Source organism: Myxococcus sp. CA039A, from assembly GCF_013336645.1.
GTDB lineage: Bacteria > Myxococcota > Myxococcia > Myxococcales > Myxococcaceae > Myxococcus > Myxococcus llanfairpwllgwyngyllgogerychwyrndrobwllllantysiliogogogochensis.
This window is the reverse complement of the sequence record NZ_JABUMQ010000090.1, coordinates 1-22,173: the sequence shown is the minus strand read 5'-3', so window position 1 is coordinate 22,173 and position 22,173 is coordinate 1. Positions and strand designations below refer to the sequence as shown.

The following is a 22,173-nucleotide window of genomic DNA, read 5'->3' as shown; positions in this document are numbered from 1 at the left end:
GCCTCTGAAGTGACAAAACGAACGGCCCCTGGGTGACTTGGGGCCGTTCGTATTTTTGTGGGCCCTGAAGCCTAACTCAGGGAGGGTTGGGGACGCGTTGCTCGCGCACGCGCGGGTCATCTGGCCGCACCAGGGGCCGCAGCGGGGCGCCCCCTTCTGACCCCCTGTGTCAGGGAAGAAGTCGCCTCGGCTTTCAGGGCTCCTGCTCCTCCTGGGGATGTAGAGCGCTAGGGAGGCGCGCGGGCCTGTAGAGCCCGAGCCCGACAGGGCCCACTGGGTTCACCTCCCAGCGTCCCCATGCAGCACGAGCGTGGTCCGTCACCACGCAGGCGCACCGGCTTCACCCCTGCAGCGACGCCGTCTAGTGACGGCGCCCTGTCGAAGTTCACAGCACCAATCGGACCCCAATCGAAGGACAACCGCCGGCTCAATCCTCAAACCCCTGAATATCACTCACCACTCTGCGGCGCAGAGGGTTCGAGTTCTCTAGAGGAAAACAGAGAACGAGTTCGCACAGAGTCTCATTCGGGGAGCTGATTGAAAGGCCCTGCAACCTGGCAGGGCCGTTTCGGTTAACACGAGTCGCGCGATGGATTGCGCTAGACACTCGCGCTTAAATCCCTGAATCATTAGGGGTTTTGCCCCACGACAATTCAGAGGACACTCTCTACCCTCTATCGCCCAGAGCCTGATTGCCCATCCGTTCGGCTGCGGATTGGGCTTTCTGGGGCTCTCTTTCGCCCAATCGGGGGAGAGACGAACCGAGAGCGGTTAACAGGTGCTGTTAACCGTTGGGGCAGCGGTTAACACAATTTCCTGAGACTCTCAATTCTCCGCTCTAAGGTCTCCAGGAAGGCTGCTCTCTCTGCTCTCCGGTTTCATCCCTTACATGCTTTGCAGGCTTCCGCAGGGGCGTCGCGAGGCGGGCACGGCCCCTACGGAGGGCCGGCCTGCGCCCCAGGCGGAAGCGGGTAGCCGATGAGCCGCGCCCCCGGCGCCGGTCAAGTCCCGAATCGTGTGTAGTTGGTTCGGAAGGGGAACGAGGGAGGAAAGCTCCTTGGCGGCATCATTCAGCGGTGTCTGGGGTTGAAGTCAGAAGGGCCATGTCCAGGTAGCGGCGGTCGTCCCAGATGCCAGTGACTTCAAGGGCTTCGTGCCCCACGAGCTCGACGAAGCCCACAGTTCCAGGCACGCTCCAGATTACAGGATGTCAGCACCGTTCTGCTGATGTCACGAGCCGGTCACAGCCACGGTCACGAGGCTTGCCTGGAGGCCCACCCCTCGGGGTGCCGACCGCCCTTCGGCCCTTGCACCGTGCGCAGATATCTTTGGGCTTCGCGTTTTCAAAGTACTCCGCGTGACCGCATGGACAGGACTGCCACCTTTTTTCGATGACACCCGACGATCCAAGCCATTTCACGGTAGCTTTCCCGTGTCATGACAGTCGATTGCGCTTCGCGCTGCGGGGTCCTTCACATGGCCGATTCCCGGACCTCCAGTCCAGTGAGTCGACACCCGATCAAAACCCCATGACCCCAATCCGAAGTCTGTGGCTCGCGGCCGCCCTATTGATGGCCGCCTGTGAAACGACTGAGCTCGCGCAGCCCGACGACGTACAGGATGCGACGACGGCCCAGGGCCTCTCCACCCTCTCCGTGCGAGGAACCACCAGCGCGAGCGGCCTGGCCACCACCACCCTCTCCATTCCCACCCCCGTCGGTACGGCCGCCGGAGATGTGCTGGTGATGCAGCTGAGCAATCGCGAGGCCGTCACAGCCGTCGCTACCCCACCCACTGGCTGGACGCTGCTGCGCTCCGAGCAGAGCGCCTCGGCCATCAGGTCCTGGCTCTTCCTCCGCGTGGCCAGCGCGGCCGAGCCGAGCAGCCACACCTTCACCCTCGACCTCGCCAGCTCCATGGCGGCCACCCTGGTCGCGGTGTCGGGCGCGGATCCGATCCAGCCGTTCGACGTGCACGTGGGCCAGAAGAATGGCAACAGCGCGAGCCTCGCGCTGCCCGTCGCCACCACCTCGTCCGCGAACGGCCTCGCAGTGTGGTTCTCGGCCCAGGTCTGGGGAGGCGCCGCGTGCCCCGCGGTCCACACCCCTCCGACGGGCTTCACCGAGCAGCTCGACACCTGCCTCGTCTCGTCGTCGCTCGGCGTGCTGCACAGCGCCGCCACCTCGGAGCTCGGGGCCGCAGGTGCCCAGCCCGCCTTCATCGGCAGCTCCACGCTCCCCAACACCAACATCACGCACGCGGTGGTGCTGCGTCCCCTCCAGCCGCCGGCCACCAAGGAGATCTCCCTCGTCGGCACCACGCACGCGAGCGGCAAGACGGTCACCAGCCTGACCGTCTCGACCCCTACGGGCGTCGCCGCCGGTAACGTGCTGCTGGCGCACCTTGCGAACCGGAACCAGATCGGCGCCGAGCTCACCCCGCCCGCGGGTTGGACGCTGGTGCGCACCGACATGAGCACCTGGAGCATCCGCGGCTGGGTCTTCGTCCGCGTCGCCACCGCCAGCGAGCCCGCGAGCCACACGTTCCAGAGTTCCATCGCGAGCTACCTCGTCGGCAACCTCGTGGCGTATGCCGGCGTCGATCCGGCCAACCCGATCGACACGCACGCCGGCAAGAGCAACAGCGGCTCGACGGCCTTCACGACGCCGCAGCTGAGCACCTCGACCGCGGGCGGGGCTGCCGTCTGGTTCGGCGCGCAGACGTGGACCGGCGCCGCGTGTCCGACCCCGGCGATCGAGCCCCCCGTGGGCTTCGCCGAGACCTACGACACCTGCCTGGTGTCCTCGTCCCAGGGCCTCGTCTTCAACGCCGCCTTCATGCCCCTCGCCGGTGCCGGCCTCCAGGGACCGTTCAACGGGAGCTCGACGTTCGCCGAGACCAACGTCGCGCAGGTCGTCGCCCTTCGCCGCGCCGAGGTCGCGCCGTCCTCGGGGGTCTCGTTGCGTGGGAGCTCGCACCACAGCGGCCTGTCGCTCGCTTCGCTGTCGATCCCCAAGCCGTCGGGGACCGCGGCCAACGACGCGCTCATCGCGCGGGTGACCGTGCGCAACAACATCTCCGCGACCGTCACGCCGCCCGCCGGCTGGACGTTCCTGCGCTCGGAGCAGAGCGCCTGGGCCATCCGCACCTGGATCTTCTACCGCGTCGCGGGCGCCTCCGAGCCTGCGAGCTACACGTTCGGACTGGACGCGACCACCCACATGGCGGGGAGCGTGGAGGCCTTCAGCGGCGTCGATCCGGTCCAGCCAATCGACGTGCACGCAGGCCAGAAGAACGGCGACTCCGCGTCGTTCACCGTGCCCGACGTGGTGACCGGCAGCGCGGGTGGACTCGCCGTCTGGTACGGCTCACAGGTCTGGCCGGACGCCACCTGCCCTGCCACCGGCATCGAGCCGCCGCTCGGCTTCACCGAGGCCTTCGACGCGTGCCTGGGTCACGCCAACGGACTGCTCTTCAATGCGGCCTACCGGTCGCTCACCGCGCCGGGCCTCCAGACGGGCCTCTCCGGCAGCTCCGCGTTCGTGCAGACCAACACCGCGCACGTGATCGTCCTGCGCGCCGCCAACGCCCCCGCCTGCATGGTCGGAGACACGTACGCGAGCACCTTCACGCTCCAGGGCACCGTGACCGCGCCGGAAATCGTGGAGCCCTCGGGCCTGGCCGCGAGCCGCGTGGTCGGCAACGCGCTCTACGTACACAACGAGGACACCACCGCGATCATCGCGATCAACACGCTCAACGCGAGCACGATCGGCACGTTCAACGTGACCAACGTGACGCCGGCGGACTGGGAGGACCTCGCGACCGGGCCCTGCCCGAGCGGCTCGTGCATCTTCATCGGTGACATCGGGAAGTGGAGCGCCAACTTCCCTGCGGGTGGCAGCCCCACGTCGTTCACGATCTACCGCGTGCCCGAGCCGAATCTCGCCAACGGCCAGACCTCGGGGGGGCTCGTCGCCGAGGCCTTCCCGTTCGTCTATCCGGACGGCGCGAAGGACGCGGAGTCGCTGATGGTGCACCCCACCACCGGGGACATCTACGTCGTCACCAAGGACGGGGGCACGGGGAAGAGCGGCGTGTACAAGTTCCCCCAGCCGCTGACGCCGGGCGTACAGGCCACGCTGATCCACGTCCACACGATCCAGCTGCCGCTGAACGGAGACGCCAACTTCTCGGCCGCGACCGCAGCGGCGATCCACCCATGCGCGGATCGCTTCCTCCTTCGCACCTACCGCACTGTCTACGAGTTCCGTGCGGCGCCGGGACTTGGCTTCGAGTCGGCCGTCTTCGCGACGCCCGTCACGCTGACCGACACCACCGAGGGCCAGGGTGAGGCGATCGAGTACGAGGCCAACGGCGCGAGCTACTTCACGATGAGCGAGAGCCCCTCGCCCTTCAAGCTCAAGCGCGTGCCCCTGCAGTAGGACCGCGTCGACACGCCGAGGAGCAAGGCCGGTGGGGGGCACGTCCCCATGGCCGGCCTTGCTGCTCCGAGTTGGGAGCTCACGCTCGGTGCCGCCGTTCACGCGGTCGTACACACGGCGTCCCGCTTGAAGCCCAGGCACACCCGCGGGCCGGAGCATGAGCACCGGCCCCCGCGCGCATCGCCGGGCCAGATGCCTCTCCTCGGACGCGCCGTGCGGCACGGAGGTCTCCGCGTCAGACTCCTTGCGAACCCGCGGGGCAGCTGCGCCCGCTGCGAGGGAGTCCACGCGATGGAGACCATGGCCACGGCGCTGCGTCCTGCCTGCTCTCGCCCCCAAGGCGTCATCAACTCGGCACGTCAGCCGAGGCGACAACTTCCCTGAAACCGGGGGCCACGGCCGTGAAGCTCAAATAATCGGGCCTTGTCAGGAACGAAAATCACCCGCCGTAGAGTCTCCCCGAAAGGAGCGGCGACCATGACGACGTTGACGACGCGGACGAACCCGATGAAGCGCAGCTATCGCAACAACCTCTGGCCCCAGTTCGGTGCCGCCTCCTGCTCCCTTGTGAGCTTCGCCTCGAAGTCCCTCGTGGGATTTGACCGGCTTGGCGGCCCTCCGCCCGTACCCTGCTGACGCTCGCGCTCCTTCACTGGCGCGCCAAGCCACGCAGAGGCCGGGCTCCCATCCAGGGGACCCGGCCTCTCGGCTTTCTGGGCTCCCAGCGTCCCCATTCAACACCGGCGTGGCCAGCCACGCACAGCCACACCGCATCACGAGTTACAGCTCGAGGGCCGGATTCGCGTCCGTGCGCCAGGAATCCTGGCTCGCGTTCGAGTACCCGACAGCCTCAAGGTCTCTGACAACTGAATCGTCGTGGTGAATGTATGCCGCCCGCGCGCATCCGGGGCGGCAAGCAATCTGCCTCCGTAGCTCATTGGAAGAGCATCCGCCTCTTAAGCGGACGGCGAGGGTTCGAATCCCTCCGGAGGTACTCATACCGGGGTCGTCTAACTAGCGAGGATGGCGGATTCTGACTCCGCAGGTGCAGGTGCAATTCCTGCCTCCGGTTCTCTCTTCACGCAGCACATTCCCCGGTAGCTCAATGGCAGAGCGCGCGGCTGTTAACCGCGAAGTTGAGGGTTCGAATCCCTCCTGGGGAGCTTTGCGACACACACTAATGGCCAGTTCCGCCCGGGGTGGCAACGGTCTGCAAAACCGTTTGGGACGGGTTCGACTCCCGTACTGGCCTCATCTTCATCATTGCCGACCTGGCGTAGGTGGTCCGCGCGCCCGTCTGAAGAGCGGGAGGACTCGGTTCGATTCCGAGGGTCGGCACTTGGCAGCACGCTTCATCTTCATAGGCCGCGCTCCGGGAGCAGCTTGGACTCCAAATCCGAGCGCGCGGGGTTCAACTCCCTGGCGGCCTGCTCGTTTCGCCCCTGTAGCTCAACTGGTAGCAGCACCGGTTTCGTAAACCGGGGGTTGTCGGTTCGAACCCGACCGGGGGCACTTCACGCAACACGCAGTGCAGTCGTCACATGGGTTCGTGGCTCAATGGGAGAGCACTCGGTTTGCACCCGAGGGGTTCCGGGTTCGAGTCCCGGCGGATCCACTTCATGCCCTTGTAGCTCAGTGGATGAGAGCGCACGGTTCCGAACCGTGAGGTCGCAGGTTCAATCCCTGCCAGGGGCACTCGCTTCATTTGTGCCATCCGCTTCCGTAGCTCAGTGGATTCAGAGCAGGCGCGTCCTAAGCGCACGGTCGCAGGTTCGAGTCCTGCCGGGAGCACACACGTTTCACATTTTCTGCGGGGAGAGGCTGGTGCCTCACCGGGCCTCATAAGCCTGGCCTCCAGGGTTCGACTCCCTGCTCCGCAACTCTTCCTGCACGCCGAGCCAGCTGGAGACGGCGACGGTCCCACACACCGTTTTCGCCGGGTTCGATCCCCGGGGCGTGCACTCGTATCCCCGCAGTCTTGCCGGTGTAGCCCAATAGGTAGAGGTGCCAGGTCGAGAACCTGGAGGTTGCGGGTTCGACTCCCGCCACCGGCACTGTCGTCGCAGTCCGTAGCCCGCAGTCGCAAGTCAGCAGGAACTCCCGAAGTCCGTCCGCGTAGCCCAAACGGGAGAGGCCGCCGGCTCAAACCCGGCCCAGTGCGAGTTCGAATCTCGCCGCGGATACAACCGAAAGGCGTTGCGTCATGGAGACGCTGGTTCTCAGTCAGTCCTTCGAGCCCGTCGCGCGGATTCCCTGGCAGCGCGCGGTGATGCTCATCTTCCAGGGCAAGGTCGAGGTGGTCGAGGAGTACGAGGACCGCTTCGTGCGCTCGGTGACGGTGGAGATTCGCATGCCCTCCGTCATTCGCTTCTTCCGCGGGCTGCGCAAGGGCCCCAAGGGCGTGAAGTTCAGCCGGGAGAACGTCTACCTGCGAGACCGCTGCCGCTGCCAGTACTGCGGCTTGAAGGTGTCGCGCGCGGAGGCGACGTATGACCACGTCCTGCCGCGGGCCCAGGGTGGCCGGACGTCCTGGGACAACGTCGTCATCGCGTGTGTGCCCTGCAACCAGCGCAAGGGCAACCGGACTCCGGAGCACGCGAAGATGGCGCTGCGCTGCGCCCCGGTGAAGCCCAAGAAGCTGCCGGACGCGATGCACCTGACGTTCGTCTTCGAGCAGGGCATGCCCATGTCGTGGGCCAAGTTCCTGAGGGACGTGGCGTACTGGCATGGCGAGCTGGAGGCATGAGGTTCCAGGTGAAGGGGGTCAACCGGAGGTGGCCCCCGTCCCCGCCCATCCCAGGACAGTGCGCCTGGAGGGGATGAGGAGGTCCGCCAGAGGCGGCCTCCCGCCCGTGGACCTCCCCGCGAGCCGGCAGGCGGGTGCGCTGCTGCCGGCGACTTTCTGGAAGACCGACGCCGGAGGCCGGCGGCCCGTTTCGAAAGCGGTGCGGGTGCATGACGCGCTCGGGGTTCGAGTCCCCTGTCTTCCGTTGTGTCTTGGAGCATGCGGGCCGGGTGGCCGGCCGCCTGGCTGGAAACCAGGAGGGCCCTTCGGGGCTCGTGGTTCGACTCCACCGTGTTCCGTTCGCTTCACCTGTCTGATTGGAAGTTGGACTGGCGATGGCGCCAGGCCCCGCTGCTACCGGGTGCGAGCCGGCCTTCCGGCTTGAGGTTCGAGTCCTCCGACTTCCGCTCTCGCTGCCCCCCAGGGCAGCCTTTGTCCCGACCTGTGCACGGGGCAACGCCGGGCTGACACCGGCACGCAGCATGGCCCCTCGCCCCAGCGTCCCTAGCCTCCATCCCGACCGGGACATCCGGTGAAGGGAAAGGAAGCACACATGAAGGATTTCAGGACGGGGCGCCGCGTGGCGAGGGGATGGGCCCTCTTCGCGCTCGCGGGTGTGTTGGCGGGAGGGTGCGGGTCGAGCTCCTCGTCGGACTCGCAGAACCAACAGACCCAGACGCCCGTGGGCGCCGAGGACCAGGAGCGCATCGAAAAGGGCCTGGTCATCTCCCCCGTGACGCTCAACCTCACGGGCCTGGACCGGAACCTCGTGGGCCTGGGCAGCTACATCGTCAACTCCCAGGGAGGATGCACCGACTGCCACACCTACCCACCCTACTCGGCGGGTGGGGACCCCTTTCAGGGACAGCCAGAGCAGATCAACACCGCGAACTTCCTGGCGGGGGGGAGACCCTTCGGCACGGGAATCGTCTCGCGGAACATCACCCCGGATGCGCAGGGGCTGCCGTCGGGCCTCACGTATGAGGCCTTCCTGGCATTGATGCGCACGGGCCGGGAGCCTGGCGGCGCGCTGCTGCAGGTGATGCCCTGGCCCATCTTCGCGAAGATGCGGGACGCGGACCTGAGGGCCGTCTACGAATACCTCCGGGCCATCCCCGCGGCTCAGCCCGGGAGTGTGCCCACGCCCGTGCCGCCTCAGCCGTATCCCTGACGCGCACGTCGCGTCCGTCTGGCCCCGCGCTCCAGGGGCTTCCGGCTGCTCGCCGGGATTGCGCGCTCACCCCGGCGGTTCAGCGGTTAGAGTGCGTGCTCCGGCGAGGGGGCGGTTGACGAGATGGCGACGAGGAAGAGCGAGGACCAGGAGCGACTCATCGACCGGGACCTGACCGCGATGGCCCGAGAGGGCCGGCTGCCGGCCGCGCATGGCGTGGACGCCGCGGTGACGGAGGTTCTGGGGCTGCTGACGCGCGGTGGCAAGCACCCGCTGCTGGCGGGAGACCCCGGCGTGGGCAAGAGCGCGCTCGTGCAGGAAGTGGCGCGCCGCATCGCCGAGGGGCGCGTGGACTCGGAGCTGGCGCAGTCGCGCCTGGTGGAGGTGTCCATCGCCAACATCCTGGCGCGAAGCACCCACCGCCAGGCCGCCGAGAGCTTCGAGGAGCTGCTGGCCCACCTGGCGCGGCACCCCTGTCCCATCGTCTACATCCGAGACCTGCCAGCGGCGCTGGGCGGGCCCCTGGCCCCTGTGGCCGTGCGCGCGCTGCGCACCGGCGGCATGCGCTTCATTTTCGAGACGGAGCCCAAGCGCGTGCAGGAGCTGCTGCGCTCCGACGAGGCGCTGGCGGAGCGACTGCACCTGCTCCCCCTGCACGAGCCTCCCCTGGAGAAGGCGCGCTGGGTGCTGGGCCGGGTGGCGGAGGAGCTGGAGCGCGAGCTGCGCCTGCCCATCGACCCGGCCGCGTGTGACCTGGCCCTGCGCCTGTCGGCCAAGTTCCTGCTGGCGCAGCGCATGCCGCGCAAGGCCATCGAGCTCTTGAAGGAGACGGCGGCGGAGGCCGCGGGCGCGGCCAAGGACCACGTGGGTCCGGAGGACGTGCTCACCCGCTTCTGTGCCGCCACGCGCCTGCCACGCTTCGTGGTGGACGACGCGATGCCGCTGGACCTGGAGGAGACGGAGCGCTTCTTCGGAGAGCGACTGCTCGGCCAGACGGACGCGGTGGGCGCGGTGTTGCGCTCGGTGGCGCTGCTCAAGGCGGGACTGAACGACCCGCGCCGACCGCTGGGCGTGTTCCTGTTCGCGGGCCCCACGGGCGTGGGGAAGACGCAGCTCGCGAAGCTGCTGGCCGAGTACCTCTTCGGCTCCGCGGACAGGCTGGTGCGCCTGAACATGGCGGACTACCCCAACGACGGCGACGAGAGCGTGCCCTTCGGCGCGTCCTGGGCGCCAGCGTTGGAGACACGTCGCGGAGAGCTGAGCGCGCTCCTGGATGGCAAGGTGTTCTCCGTGCTGCTGCTCGACGAGTTCGAGAAGGCCGCGCGCAGCGTGCATGACCGCTTCCTCCAGCTCTTCGATGAGGGCACGTTCGTCAACGGCGCGGGCGAGGTCGTCTCGTGCAACAACACGCTCATCGTCGCCACGTCCAACGTGGGCGCGGAGGTGTACCGGGAGCCCGCCATGGGTTTCGCAGGCACCAAGCGCGCGGACGAGATGGTGTCGGAGGTCGACCGCCGCATCGGCGAGGCGTTCCGGCCGGAGTTCCTCAACCGCTTCGATGCCATCTGTCACTTCCAGCCGCTGTCCAAGGTGGACATCCGGAAAATCGCGCAGCGAGAGGTGGGCCGCGTGCTGGAGCGCGAGGGCATCCGCGCGCGCTCCCTGGACGTGGAGGTGACACCCGAGGTCGTCGACCGCCTCGTGGAGCGCGGCTACTCGCCCCAGTTCGGCGCGCGCTACCTCCAACGGGAAATCGAGAAGACGCTCACCGCGGCGCTGGCCGTGGAGATTGCGCGCAAGCCCCTGCCGCCTGGCACCCCCGTGCGCGTGGAAGCACGCGTCGGAGGCCGGGTCATCGCGGTGGCCGAGCCCGCCGCGCCGCCGCCCTCGCCCACCGCGCAGCTGCTGCTGCCATCCGCGCGCGCCGCACCGGTGAAGCGGCGGTTGGACCGCAAGTCGCTCCTCGTGGAGATGGACCGGCTGGTGGGCAAGGCCCGCTCGCTGGCGGCCTCCGCGGGACGGCCGGAGATGGAGGAGCGCCGAGCCGCCCTGCTGACGGAGACACAGGCGCCCAACCTCTGGGACGACCCCACGCACGCGGCGGATGTCATCCGGGCCTTCCGGACGGTGGAGGCCCACCTCAACGAACTGGAGCGCCTGGAGGCCGCGTGTCTCTTCGGGCGGCGCCTGGTGCGCGAGGCGAAGAACGAGGTGCAGCTGGCCTCCGCGGCGCGACAGGTCGAAGACGTCGCGCGCGAGGTGCAGATGGCCGAGGCACTCCACGCGTCCGGCGCCACCACGCAGGACACCGAGGCCCTGGTGGACATCTGCGCGAGCGACTCGGCGGAGACGCAGGAGGCGTGGGTGCAGGAACTGGCCACCATGTACCTGGGCTGGGCGCAGCGTCGCGGCTACGAGGCCGTGGCGGTGGCGGAAGCCGAAGAGCCGGCTCGCGTGGTGGTGCGCATCGCCGGCCCTGGGGCCTACGGCTTCCTCGCGGGTGAGGCGGGCCTGCATCGACGGCTGGAGGACGAGAAGCGCCAGCGCGCCTATGTCCGCGTGCATCGGGGCGGCGCGCTCTCCGAAGAGGAGCTGGAGCTGCTGGAGGTGCTCGGCCGACCGGTGAAGAGTCACGAGGGCGCCTACCTCCAGCGCGTGCGCACGGAGGTCACGGTGAAGGATGAGTCCACCGGACGCGTGCTGACGCTCACCGGCGCGGGCGAGCTGGACGAGCTGAAGGACATCGCCGCGCGCGTGGTGGCCGGACAGGGCGGCAGCACGGACGAGGCGCGGCGCTACTACCTGGGCCGCAGCGCCCGGGTGGAGGACCCTCGCACCGGCGCCGGGACTCCGCGCGTGAAGGACGTGCTGCGCGGCGAGCTGGACGTGTTCATCGCCGCGTGGATTTCGCGCCCCCCGACGGAGCCACCGCTGGGGAGCTGAGCGGCTGGAAGAAGCGAGGGGACGGGCCATCCCGCCCCGTCCCCTCCAATGACTGTCAGCGAGCTACAGGGTGACCTGGAGCGCGAGGGTCCTGGAGTTGTTGTCCTCGCGCAGCTCCGGCTGTGACTGATACGGGTCCGCGTAGGCGCCCAGGAAGTAGGAGCCACCCTGCCCCATCGCGTCCTGCGGCAGGTGGGCCGTCACGTTCAGACTCTGGGTAATGCAGTCGCCCGGGTTCAGGGCGATGACATTCGCGCCCCCCAGCTCACGCTGGTCCATGTTGGCGCTGCTCCCCGGCCCCGGCATGGAAGGCTCCGGAGCGAGGCTCGTGTCGACGGACAGGTAAAGCGACACCCAGCCAGGGCTGCTCGCCTGCGTGCCCTGGTTGCAGACCCGCACCGTCGAGGTGAGGGTGTTGCCCACGAGGATGGAGACAGGCCCCGTCAGCGACGTGACGACGAGGTCCGGCCTCGTCCCGACACCGATGAGGCCCTTCACGAAGGTGTTGTTGTCCTCGCGCAGCTCCTGCACTCCGCCGCTCGAGTCCACGAGCGCGCCCAGATAAAAGGCAGTGCCCTCACCGGCCGGCGGCGCATAGGCGTTGACGCTCGCGCTGCGCGTCACGCATTGGGCGGCGAGCAGGGCCGGCACATCCACCGAGCCAATCACCATCTGGTCCAACGCGGGCGGCGACACCGTCAGGGACAGTGCGTCATCCAGCGACAGGACCAGTTGCGCACTCGTGGAGGTGCTGGACTGGGTGCCCTGGTTGCACACCGTCACCGTCGCGGTGAAGGCCTGCCCCTGAGTCACACTCGTGGGCGAGGTCATCGCGGTGATGACCAGGTCCGAGCGACTGCCCACGCCGATGAGCCCCTTCACGAAGGTGTTGTTGTCCTCGCGCAGCTCCTGCACCGAGGCCGGGTCATCGACGAGGGCCCCCACGTAGTACGCACCGTCACCCTGCGCATCTGGCGGCAGCCACGCGGTCGCGCTCGCGGAGCGCGTGGCGCACTGTCCCACCGCCAGCGAGGGGATGCTCACGTTCGCGACCTCGGACTGGTCCGCGGCGGGAGAGCCGGGTGCCGACATCGACGTCAGCGCGGCGTCCATCGACAGGAAGAGGCGAGCCGCCGTCGAGTTGCTGAGCACCGTTCCCCGGTTGCATACCGTCACGCCGAGGGTGAACGGCTGGTTGATGGACGCGCTCGTGGGCGCGGTCATCGCGGTGATGACCAGGTCCGGCCGATTGCCAATGCCGATGGGGCCCTTCACGAAGCTGTTGTTGTCCTCGCGAAGCTCCTGCACCGAGGACGGGTCATCGACGAGGGCTCCCAGGTAGTACGCCCCATCGCCCTGCGCGTCCGGCGGCAGCCCGGCCCAGCCCGTCGTCGAGCGCGTCGCGCACTGTCCCGGATTCAGCGACGGCACGGAGACACCTCCCACCGGCGACTGGTCCGTCGCAGGGGAGCCACCGGGCCCGTACGGCATCGGCGTCAATACGGTGTCCATCGACACGTAGATTTGCGCCTGCGTCGACATGCTCGCCTGCGTGCCCTGGTTGCACACCGTCACCGCGGCGGTGAAGGACTGACCATTCTGGAGGGCCTGCGGCACGTTCAGCCCGGTGACGACGAGGTCCGGCCGGTTGCCCACGCCGATGAGCCCCTTCACGAAGGCGTTGTTGTCCTCGCGCAACTCCTGCACGGAGCTCGGGTCATCCACGATGGCCCCCAGGTAGTAGGCGCCGTCCCCCGCCCCGTCCGGCGGCGGGCTTCCATAGAATGACCCGCTCCGCGTCAGGCACACCCCTGCGTTCAGCGAGGGCACGGACAGGGAGCCCAGCGGCACCTGGTCCGACGGCGGACCGCCAGGGCCAGACGACAGCGGCGTCAGCGACGTGTCCGTCGACAGGTAGAGCTGCGCCTGCGTCGAGGGGCTGGACTGGAGGCCCTGGTTGCAGAACGTCACCGTCGCCGTGAAGTTCTGGCCGGAGGTGATGCTCGCGGGTCCGGTCATCGCGGTGATGACGAGGTCCGCTCGGTTGCCCACGCCGACGAGGCCCTTCACGAAGGCATTGTTGTCCTCACGCAGCTCCAGCACGGAGCCCTGCTCGTCCACGATGGCCCCCACGTAGTAGGCCCCTTCGCCTTGCCCATCCATGGGGTAGTTCACCCAGGCAGACGTGCTGCGCGTCGCGCACTGCCCCGCGCTCAGCGGGGGCACGCTGACCATTCCCAGCGGAGCCTGGTCCGTCGGAGGCGAGCCCCCTGGACCGACCATCATCGGCGTCAGCGACGTGTCCATCGACAGGTAGAGCTGCGCCTGCGTCGCGTTGCTGGAGAGGGTGCCCTGGTTGCACACCGTCGCCGTGGCGGTGAAGGACTGGCCGGGCGAAAGGGTCGGCGGCACGCTCAGCTCGGTGACGACGAGGTCCGGGCGGTTGCCCAGGCCCACGAGGCCGTTCACGAAGATGTTGTTGTCCTCGCGCAGCTCCTGCACGAAGCCGGACTCGTCCACGATGGCGGCCAGGTAGAACGCGGTGGCATTCGTGGGAATCGGCGGAAGCGAGGGCCAGAAGCTGTCGCCGCGCGTCACGCACTGCCCGGGATTCAGCGACGGAATCTGGAGTCCGCCCAGCGGCGACTGGTCATTCGCGGGAGGGCCCATGGGGTTCATGGGCGTCAGCACCGCATCGAGCGAGAGGTACAGGTTGGTCCACGACGAGTTGCTCATCGTCGTGCCCTGGTTGCAGACCGTCACGCTGACGGCGGTGGCCTGCCCCGTGTTCATGCTCGCCGGCGACGTCATCGCGGTGACCACGAGGTCCGGCCGACTGCCCACGCCGATGCGCTCCTTCGCGTAGCTGTTGTTGTCCTCGCGAAGCTCCTGCACGGAGGACGGGTCATCCACGATGGCCCCCAGGAAGTAGGCGCCCGCGCCCTGCCCCGCGGGAGGCAGCCATGCCTGGGCGGCCACGGTGCGCGTCACGCACTGCCCCGGGTTCAACAGGGGGAGCTGCACCGAGCCCACGGGCGACTGGTCCATGGCGGGAGCACCCGGGCCGGTCGGCGTCAGCACGTCGTCCGTCGACAAGAAGAGTCGCGCCGAATGCCCCGGGGCATAGGTCGTCCCCTGGTTGCAGACCCGCACCTGGACGTCGAAGCCCTGGTTGTCCAACACGCTGGCGGGCCCGCGCAGCTCGGTGATGATGATGTCGGGCTTGTTGCCCACGCCGATGCGCTCCTTCGCGTAGGCGTTGTTGTCCTCGCGCAGCTCCTGCACCGACGCCGGGTCATCGACGATGGCGCCCAGGTAGTACGCCCCGTCACCCTGTCCCGCGGGAGGCAGCGATGCCCAGACAGAGACGCTGCGACGGACACATGCGCCCGCGTTCAGCGGCATCTGGGTTTGCACTTCACCGATCGGCGACTGGTCCATGGAGGGAGCACCCGGGCCTGTCGGCGTCAGCACGTTGTCGGTCGACAGGAAGAGCTGGGTGCGGACCGAGGGGACGCTCGCGGTGCCCTGGTTGCACACCGTCACCGCCACGGTGAAATACCCGCCTTGCGGCACGCTGGGAGGACTCGACAGCTCGGTGATGACGAGGTCCGGCCGGTTGCCCACGCCGATGCGCGTCTGCGCATTCGCGTTGTTGTTCTCGTTGACCTCCGCCACGGACTGATTCGTGTCGACGATGGCGCCCAGGAAGTAGGCACCATCGCCCTGCGCCGCCGGAGGCAACCAGGACGTGCCCGTCACTCGGACGTCCGCGCACTGGCCCGCTTCCAGCGTCTCATGGAGCGTCTCCTGCCCCACCAGGGACTGGTCCGCCGGAGGAGGCGTGGTCGTCAGAGGGGAGAGCACGTTGTCCAGGGACAGCAACACCGCCACCGTGGAGCCACGGTTCGCGTACGTCGTGCCCTGGTTGCAGACCGTCACCGTCGTGGTGAACGAGTCAGCCGCGAAGACGCTCGCGGGGCCTCGGACTCCCGTCACCACCAGGTCAGGCCCGGGGTTCAGGGGGCTCGACGCCGTCTCCAGTGTGGGCTGCTCCTGGGCAGGCTCTCCGCCCGAACATCCCGCGCTCACACCGACAAACAAACCCATGACCAGCCACCTCGTGGCGGTCGCGCTCCACTCCAGCCTCTTCATGAAGTCTCCCGTTGCTTGGCATGCGGAGCGACGCGGCGGACGCCGCTTCATGCTCCAGGCACGCGCTGTAAGTGCGTAGCAGGAAGACTGAAAGTGGCGGAAGTGCCTGGGAGGTATTACTCCCAGGGAAGCCTCATGAAGTCCGAAAAGACTCCGTCAAACCCAACCTTCTCTCGGAGCTTGAGGTTTCATGAAACAAACGGGGCGAAGTCGACACCTGAATGTTTCCAAATGTGTCGTGTATCGCATCCACGAGGGCTTCAGCGTGTCAGCGAACCACGCCTGCCAGCCGTGCGGGCGCGGGCGAGGTGGGCGAGACGGCCACGGCCCTGCCAAGCGTGCCCGCGCTTTGGGGGAAGGGACCGCGCGCCAGTTCCTGACCCGCGGGGTCCAGCACCTGCGCGTAGACCGTCTTGAAGCCCTTCTTCAGCCCCACCGACTGGTGCGGTTCTCCCTTGCTGTCGGCGACCATGAAGAGTGAGGAGTCGAGTTCGGGGGGCGGCGACTCGCCGTGCCGCTGGAAGAGGTCGCGCATGAGGCCGAGCGACTCCGCGTGGCTCTTGCGAATCTCCCCCTTCGCCATGCCCTTGAAGAGGCCGGGGACGTCCCGCAGGTCCACGCGGACCACGACGATGGGTTTGACCGCTCGCACGTCGTAGACGAACTGGTAGGCGTGCTCTCGCAGCTCATCCCGGGTGCCCTTGTTGGCATACAGCACCACGGTAGGCCGCCCCTTTCCGATAGGGACTTCTTTTCCAAACACGTCCTTGAGCTCGGCGGCATGCGCGGGCAGGACTCCCAGGACGCCCAGCAGACCTACGAGCGCGGCGAACTTCTTCATGTGACGTGTCCTTTCAAAAGACGCTGTCGGGGGTGCGGCGGTATCTACGAACACATCCCGAACACCACCGCCTCCGGCCCGAATCCCTGGCGGCGTCCGCCGTTGGCTCCACGGCACAGCCGCTCACCAGGCCACACGACTCGTGTGTGCCTGCTCGGTTGCCTGGCATCACGGACCTCTGCTATCGCCCGCACCGCGCCGCACGAGGCGCGGGGGGATGTCCATGATTGAGCAGTTCCCGCTGTTGCGATTCATTGTCGTACTGTTGGTGGTGACGTTCCGTACGTCCGCGTTCGCGGCCCAGCCCTTTGAGCAGGGCATGGTCACCATCACGCTGGATGACGGCTGGTCCACGCAGTACGACAAGGCCCGGCCCGCGCTCAACGCGAGGAACATCCCCGCCACGTACGCCATCATCACCCAGGCGCTCGCCCAGGGATGGGGTGGCTACATGAGTACCGCGCAAGCACAGACGCTCGTCGCCGAAGGCAACGGCATTGCCAGCCACACGTTGACCCACCCGGACCTGACCACGCTTTCCGCCCCGGAGCTCCTCTCGGAGCTGCGGGACTCGCGGGACTGGCTGGTGGACAATCTGGGATTGGCCTCGGTGCCCGACTTCGTCATCCCCTACGGGCGCTATGACTCCACCGTGCTCGCCGCCATCCGGCAGCAATACTCCAGCAGCCGCACGGTGAACGCCGGGCGCAACTTCCGCGACACCATCGTCTACGAGCTGCGGGGCAACGACGTGGCGCGCAACATTCCGGTGAGCACGGTGCGAGGCTGGATTGACCAGGCGCTCGCGGAGAAGAGCTGGCTCATCCTCGTCTTCCACGAGTTCGTCGACGGCACTCCCACGCGCGACACGCAGTACCGGACGTCGAGCTTCACGGCCATCCTGGAGCACATCCGCCTGCGCGGCGCGCGCACCGTGACGCTGTCGCAAGGCCTGGCGCTGATGGAGGGCCGCACCACGCCGGAGCCGTCCGCGGGACTGTCCATCTACGGCGATGCCCTGGAGAGCGGCTTCGCGGATTGGAGCTGGGCGGAGCATTCGCTGGACGAGACGGCCATCGTCCACGCGGGCTCGGCCTCCATCCGCTTCGAGCCGGACACTTGGGCGGGCGTGCTCCTGCATCACTCGGGCGTGGACATCGCGGGTTACCAGTCCATCGAGCTGTGGGTCCACGGCGGTACCACCGGAGGACAGTCGGTGAGAGTCCTGATGCATGACGGCACGGACGTGCTCGGGACGGCGCGGCTGGATGCCGCCCTGGGCGGGCCGCTGGTCGCGGGCGAGTGGAGGAAGGTGACGCTGTCGCTCGATGCGATGGGGGCGACGTCGGGCACGCTGCGCGACCTGTATTTCCAGGACGACTCTGGAGAGGACCAGGCGGCGGTGTACCTCGATGACATTTCGCTCATCCCCCGGTGAAGGGATTCGAGGCGTGGCGGAGAGGCTTTCCGCCGCGCCGCGGCACGTTCGGGCTGAATCGTTGCAAGCCCAGGTCAAAACCTACCGGGCCACTTGAGGAGGCCCCCTTCTCAGGAACCTGCCGCGTGGTGGAACATCCCGGTCGTGTCCTGCTTCGATGAGAAGACCGCGCGGGCGCTGGCCACCGGAATGCTCTCCGCCGTGGACGCACAGCGATTGCGGCGCCATGCGGAGGGCTGCCGCCAGTGCGCGGCGCTCCTGGGTCGCGTGACACCGCCCGGCACCGCCGCTCATCGAGTCACGCCGCCCCAGGATGAAGCCACGGACCTGGCCATCCCTCGCGCGGCGCTGCTCGGAGAGGTCTCCGACCTCGACCTGCCCACCGAGCCCATCCGGACCGCTCGTGCCGCTCGCGTGGCCAATGACAGCACAACGGGGGACAGGCCCGCTCCACTGCCCTCACCCGCGTCCGGAGTCTCCGCGGAGGCCGGCGAACACGAGGCCTCCCTTCCGCACCTCCCCGCCTTGCCGTCGCCCTCCGCGCACAGGGCCAGCACGCTGGTGGACTCCGACCTGCGCGGCGCGATGGAATCGGGCCTTGGATTCACATCCCAGGCTTCGACTGACGAGGGATTCCATCACCGCGAGGGTCCGCAATTCCTCACGGATGAGGCCTCTGCGAGCGAATCCGAGCCGCAGTTGCCCGCCGATGCGGGGACACTGATTGCGCCACCCCCACGACGTCCTTCCGAGGCGGGGACGCCGGTGGCACCGATTCAAGCCTCGGCTGGCGCGAGGACCTCCACGCCGCCTCAAACATCCGCTGGAGCGCGCGGGCGCGCAGCGACTCCACAGTCCTCCGCCAGCACCTCGGGAAAATCGGGTGCAGCAACACAGCCTCCCGCCAGCACGAGCCCTCAGGCAGTTGCTCCTGCATCCGTCGTGGCGGGCTCTCGTGGCAGGTCCTCATCGGCGGCCTCGAACGAGAGCCCACAAGGCGCTCCTCCTCCCCGGTCTTCCATCGGAGCGAGTTCGCGCGCGCAATCCTCGTCTGCGCCCAGCAACGCAACGCCACAGGCCGCACCTTCGGCCGTCGCGGCGAACCCGCGCGCTCCTGTCGCCGCCCCAGGCACCTCGATTGCGCCACCGCCGCAACCACCCGCGGGCGCGGGCACATGGGTAGCACCCCCTCCCGCCCCACCACTGGGCTCGAGCGTCCGCATCCCTCCGCCCGCGCAAGGCGCACCAGGGCGGTCCAGCCCTCCCTTCAATGACTCCGCTCGCAAGGGCGACGCCTCGGAGACGTCATCGCGCGCCTCGGTGGGCCGCTACCACATCCTCGACAAGCTGGGCTCCGGCGGCATGGGCGTCGTCTACAGCGCCTATGACCCGGACCTGCATCGCCGAGTGGCCATCAAGCTGCTCCACCCGGACGCCAACACCGTGGTCCGCACCGACGGCGCCTCTCGCCTGCTGCGCGAAGCCCAGGCCATGGCCCGCCTGTCCCACCCCAACGTCGTCTCCGTCTACGACGCGGGCACCTTCGCCGGTCGCGTCTTCATCACCATGGAGCTGGTCGAGGGCCTGTCCCTGCGCCACTGGCTGCGCGCCGAACATCGCTCGTGGCGCGACGTGCTCGACCTCTTCCGCCAGGCGGGACGCGGACTCGCCGCCGCTCACGCGGCCGGACTCGTCCACCGCGACTTCAAGCCCGCCAACGTGCTCGTCAACCGGGACGGCCGCGCCCAGGTGACGGACTTCGGTCTGGCTCGCAACACCGCCGACCTGGACGCCATGGAGGAAGGGCGTGCCACCAAGCCCTCACGACTCGCGCTGCGCGACGACGACCTGCTCGAGTCTCCGCTCACCGAAGCGGGCCTCGTCATGGGCACCCCCGCGTACATGCCGCCCGAGCAACACGAGGACGGCCGCACCGACGCACGCGGGGACCAGTTCAGCTTCTGCGCCTCGCTCTACGAGGCCCTCTACGGCCAGCTCCCCTTCGAAGGGAAACAGGCCACCGCCTACCTCCAGGAGTCCCTCGCCAACCGCGTGCGCCAACCCCCTCGCGGCTGTCACGTCCCCGCCTGGCTGTTCCGCGCCATCACCCGAGGCCTTGCGCCCACACCCGACGAGCGCTACCCGTCCATGGAGGCCCTGCTGACCGAGCTCGGCAAGGACCCCTCCGTGGCGTGGCGACGCCGGAGCATCCTGGCCGCTGGCTTCCTCCTCATCTACGGCTTCATGGGCGTCACCTGGTGGATGGGCAACCGTCGCCACGCCCCATGTCTGGGCGCCGAGGCTCGACTGGCCGGCATCTGGGACACCTCACGCAAGGACACCGTGAGCCGAGCCTTCGCCGCCACGAACAAACCCCAGGCCCCCGAGTTCTTCTCCCGTGTGGCGCAGAGCCTGGACGCCTTCGCCCAGGAGTGGGCCGGCATGCATCAGGAGGCCTGCGAGGCGACACGCGTGCACGGCCACCAGTCGGACGCCGTGCTGTCGCTGCGCATGGCCTGCCTGGAGCGCCGTCGCTCCACGCTCGACGCCGTGGTCGGCGTGCTCGCGCAGACCGACGCGGAGTCGCTCACCACCTCGCTGGACGCGGCCCAGCGCCTGCCCTCCGTCGCCGACTGCGCGAACGTGGATGCCCTGCGCCTGGGGCTCCCCGAATCTCCCGAGCAGCGCCAGCGCGTGGAGAAAATCCGCGCCGGCCTGGACCGCACCACCGCGCTCGTCGACGCCGGCCGATATGAGCAGGCCAACGAGGAGCTGAAGACGACGCTGGAGCAGGCCCGCGCACTCGACTACCGGCCGGTGCTCGCGGAGGCCCTGGAGTTGGAAGGGCGACTCGGACTGGTGCTCGGAGACGAACCTCGCGCGCAGAAGGCCCTGCGCGAAGCCCTGCTCACCGCGCAGGCCACGCGCCACGATGAAGTGGCCGCACGCGCCGCCGCGCGACTGGTGACGACCCTGTCCCAGACGCCCGCAATGGAGGAGTGGAGCATCGCGCAGGCGAAGTCCTGCATCGAGCGCGCGGGTGGCACCCCGGACCTGGAGGCCTTGCTCCAGACGAGCCTCGCGCGCAACGCCTTCCTCCGAGGCCAGTACGCACAGGCCGCCGAGGCCTTCGGCCGCTCCGCCATGCTGCGAGAGCAGGCCCACGGCGCCGTGCACCTGCTCACGCTCGAGTCCCTGCGCAATCAGGCCGCCTCCCTCTCCCGCACTCCCGAGGCCGAGCACACCGCGCGACTGCTGCGCCGCGTGCTGGAGACGACGAAGGAAGTGATGGGCCCAGACCATCCCCAGACGGCGATGGCCGCCAACGCGGTGGGCTACCACCTGACAGTCAGCCGCCGCTTCGAGGAGGCCATTCCCTTCCTCGAGCAGGCCGTTGCCCTGGAGGAGCGGGCGATGGGCGCGAACAGCGCCACGCTCAGCTATCCCCTCAACAATCTCGCCACCGCATTGGAATCGCTCCGTCGCTACGCCGAAGCGCGAAAGCTGCGTGAGCGGGCCCTCGCGCTGGACCTGGAGACCCATGGCCCCTCGCATCCGGAGACCGCCTCGGACCAGGCCCTGCTGGCGGAGCTTGCCCTGAGCGAGGGCCGCACCCGCGACGCCGTGGACCTGGCCCAGCGCAGCACCCAGGCCTACGAGGCCTTCCAGAAGGGCCATCCCGACCAGGCCGCGCCGCTCACCACGCTCGGCCTCGCCCAGCTCGCCCTGGGCAAGCCGCGCGAGGCTCGCGCCACCCTGGAGCGCGCGCTGGCCCTGCGCACAGCCACCCCTGGCCCGGGAGACGGACTCGCCGCCACCCGATTCGCCCTGGCCCGCGCCCTGCCCACCCACGAGGCATCCCGCGCACGCGCCCTCGCCCAGCAGGCCCTGGGCTTCTACGGCGCGGAGCCCGCTGGCTGGTCCACCGAGGCCCAGCGCGTCAAGACGTGGATGAGCGGGCGCTCCACCCCAGCCCCCTGAATCCCCAGGACAGGACGCTCCGCGTCATGTCTCCTGTTCATCAGGGACGTCCCCATCACGTCGGAGCGAAGCACCTTCGCGCCACATCCGCCGATACTCCAAGTGCGGGCCTTTTCACGTCGGTACCGCGCACGGGGGTGCGTCATGCGCATCGAGTCTTCGCCGAAGTCCGCCGCCAGAACCGGTCCGCGTCCAGCCTCTCCCCTGTCCGCGGCCTCGGCTCGCACGGCGAGCTTCAAGGCGCTCTTTCCGCAGTTGAAGCTGCTCGGACGCCTGCTCCGCGAGCCCTCGCTGCTGAAGCAGTGGCCGGCGGCTCCCAAGCCGGGCACCCGACGGGACGGTCCCCAGGCCGACAAGTTCGTCGGGCCTCGGCCCACGGGTTCGGGACTGCCCATTCGCATCAGCAGCCGGTCC

At 68.6% G+C, this 22,173-nt stretch carries 10 protein-coding genes and 14 tRNA genes; 22 read left to right on the top strand and 2 right to left on the bottom strand.

Annotated features, from left to right (window positions below; genetic code table 11):
- Positions 1 to 213 precede the first annotated feature (213 nt).
- From HR086_RS16955 to HR086_RS16865, 19 genes are all read left to right on the top strand, one after another.
- Positions 214 to 298: transfer RNA gene (locus HR086_RS16955), tRNA-Tyr, on the top strand.
- Between the two features lie 1,231 nt (positions 299 to 1,529).
- Positions 1,530 to 4,445: a cell wall anchor protein gene (locus HR086_RS16950; RefSeq protein ID WP_174466144.1), complete on the top strand. Its 2,916-nt coding sequence runs from the start codon at positions 1,530 to 1,532 to the stop codon at positions 4,443 to 4,445.
- A gap of 477 nt (positions 4,446 to 4,922) precedes the next feature.
- Entirely contained in the window at positions 4,923 to 5,081 is a 159-nt protein-coding gene (locus HR086_RS16945) for a hypothetical protein (protein ID WP_174454832.1), read from the top strand.
- Between the two features lie 287 nt (positions 5,082 to 5,368).
- Positions 5,369 to 5,439 (top strand) — tRNA-Lys (locus tag HR086_RS16940).
- 5 nt (positions 5,440 to 5,444) lie between these two features.
- A tRNA-Gln gene (locus HR086_RS16935) sits at positions 5,445 to 5,517 on the top strand.
- A 19-nt stretch (positions 5,518 to 5,536) separates the two neighbouring features.
- Positions 5,537 to 5,608: transfer RNA gene (locus HR086_RS16930), tRNA-Asn, on the top strand.
- Positions 5,609 to 5,627: 19 nt separating this feature from the next.
- Positions 5,628 to 5,697: transfer RNA gene (locus HR086_RS16925), tRNA-Cys, on the top strand.
- A 13-nt stretch (positions 5,698 to 5,710) separates the two neighbouring features.
- Positions 5,711 to 5,783: transfer RNA gene (locus tag HR086_RS16920), tRNA-Phe, on the top strand.
- 100 nt (positions 5,784 to 5,883) lie between these two features.
- Positions 5,884 to 5,957: transfer RNA gene (locus tag HR086_RS16915), tRNA-Thr, on the top strand.
- 31 nt (positions 5,958 to 5,988) lie between these two features.
- Positions 5,989 to 6,060, top strand: a tRNA-Ala gene (locus HR086_RS16910).
- A gap of 6 nt (positions 6,061 to 6,066) precedes the next feature.
- Positions 6,067 to 6,140: transfer RNA gene (locus HR086_RS16905), tRNA-Arg, on the top strand.
- A 21-nt stretch (positions 6,141 to 6,161) separates the two neighbouring features.
- Positions 6,162 to 6,236: transfer RNA gene (locus HR086_RS16900), tRNA-Arg, on the top strand.
- Between the two features lie 18 nt (positions 6,237 to 6,254).
- A tRNA-Met gene (locus tag HR086_RS16895) sits at positions 6,255 to 6,325 on the top strand.
- Positions 6,326 to 6,425: 100 nt separating this feature from the next.
- Positions 6,426 to 6,499 (top strand) — tRNA-Leu (locus HR086_RS16890).
- 55 nt (positions 6,500 to 6,554) lie between these two features.
- Positions 6,555 to 6,628, top strand: a tRNA-Leu gene (locus HR086_RS16885).
- Between the two features lie 20 nt (positions 6,629 to 6,648).
- The gene (locus HR086_RS16880; protein ID WP_141646017.1) at positions 6,649 to 7,191 is read left to right on the top strand and encodes an HNH endonuclease; all 543 of its coding nucleotides are present in this window, start codon (positions 6,649 to 6,651) and stop codon (positions 7,189 to 7,191) included.
- 253 nt (positions 7,192 to 7,444) lie between these two features.
- Positions 7,445 to 7,529, top strand: a tRNA-Ser gene (locus tag HR086_RS16875).
- A 254-nt stretch (positions 7,530 to 7,783) separates the two neighbouring features.
- Positions 7,784 to 8,401, top strand: coding sequence for a cytochrome C (locus HR086_RS16870; protein WP_174462881.1), 618 nt, complete (start codon positions 7,784 to 7,786; stop codon positions 8,399 to 8,401).
- A 123-nt stretch (positions 8,402 to 8,524) separates the two neighbouring features.
- Positions 8,525 to 11,344: an AAA family ATPase gene (locus tag HR086_RS16865; RefSeq protein WP_174454830.1), complete on the top strand. Its 2,820-nt coding sequence runs from the start codon at positions 8,525 to 8,527 to the stop codon at positions 11,342 to 11,344.
- Between the two features lie 63 nt (positions 11,345 to 11,407).
- Here the strand turns inward: HR086_RS16865 and HR086_RS16860 are convergent, their stop codons facing one another.
- Positions 11,408 to 15,454, bottom strand: a complete 4,047-nt coding sequence (locus HR086_RS16860) for a CARDB domain-containing protein (RefSeq protein WP_174466137.1) — start codon at positions 15,452 to 15,454, stop codon at positions 11,408 to 11,410.
- 313 nt (positions 15,455 to 15,767) lie between these two features.
- Positions 15,768 to 16,340, bottom strand: a complete 573-nt coding sequence (locus tag HR086_RS16855) for a hypothetical protein (RefSeq protein ID WP_174454828.1) — start codon at positions 16,338 to 16,340, stop codon at positions 15,768 to 15,770.
- 223 nt (positions 16,341 to 16,563) lie between these two features.
- Between HR086_RS16855 and HR086_RS16850 the strand changes: the two genes are divergently transcribed.
- From HR086_RS16850 to HR086_RS16840, 3 genes are all read left to right on the top strand, one after another.
- A complete protein-coding gene (locus HR086_RS16850; protein ID WP_174466136.1) occupies positions 16,564 to 17,778 on the top strand; it encodes a polysaccharide deacetylase family protein in 1,215 nt (404 codons plus the stop codon).
- A gap of 1,320 nt (positions 17,779 to 19,098) precedes the next feature.
- Complete coding sequence (locus tag HR086_RS16845) at positions 19,099 to 21,759, top strand: tetratricopeptide repeat protein (RefSeq protein ID WP_373564312.1); 2,661 nt, start codon at positions 19,099 to 19,101, stop codon at positions 21,757 to 21,759.
- Positions 21,760 to 21,903: 144 nt separating this feature from the next.
- Positions 21,904 to 22,173, top strand: a 270-nt coding sequence (locus tag HR086_RS16840) for a hypothetical protein (RefSeq protein ID WP_174466135.1), incomplete at its 3' end; no start/stop codon positions are given.